Genomic DNA, 388 nt, shown 5'->3' on the forward strand with positions numbered 1-388 from the left:
CATGAACGATGAAGACACGGTTGAACTTAGAAAAGTGGTAGAGTCTTCATCGTTCATGACACGGTCGAGGGCATTGCCAATCGATTCTTTTCCAAGCGTCCACGCAATTCTCAAGATCATCAAGGCTACCACCAGTCCTGCGACTGGATCAGCATATTCAAGCCAACCAATTTGCAAAAAATCGCCAACTACGGCTGCTCCAATTCCCACTAAAGCTGCTAAAGACGAATAAACATCTGAACGATGTTCATAAGCATTTACAATGAGAGCGTCACTTTTTAATTGCTGGCCTAATCGAAATTTATAACGAAACATACACTCTTTTGTAATAATTGAAATTAACACTGCTACGATAGAGGCTCCTAATCCGATCGCTATCGTAGCAGTG

The 388-nt window shown here is 42.0% G+C and carries 1 protein-coding gene; it reads right to left on the bottom strand.

Features of this window, described 5'->3' with window-relative positions:
- A partial coding sequence (locus tag PZE06_RS26745; protein ID WP_275792204.1) for a cation diffusion facilitator family transporter occupies nucleotides 1-388 on the bottom strand: 388 nt, incomplete at both ends.

Origin of the sequence: Robertmurraya sp. DFI.2.37, from assembly GCF_029211245.1 — a bacterium.
In the GTDB taxonomy this organism is placed as follows: Bacteria; Bacillota; Bacilli; order Bacillales; family Cytobacillaceae; genus Robertmurraya; species Robertmurraya methanolica_A.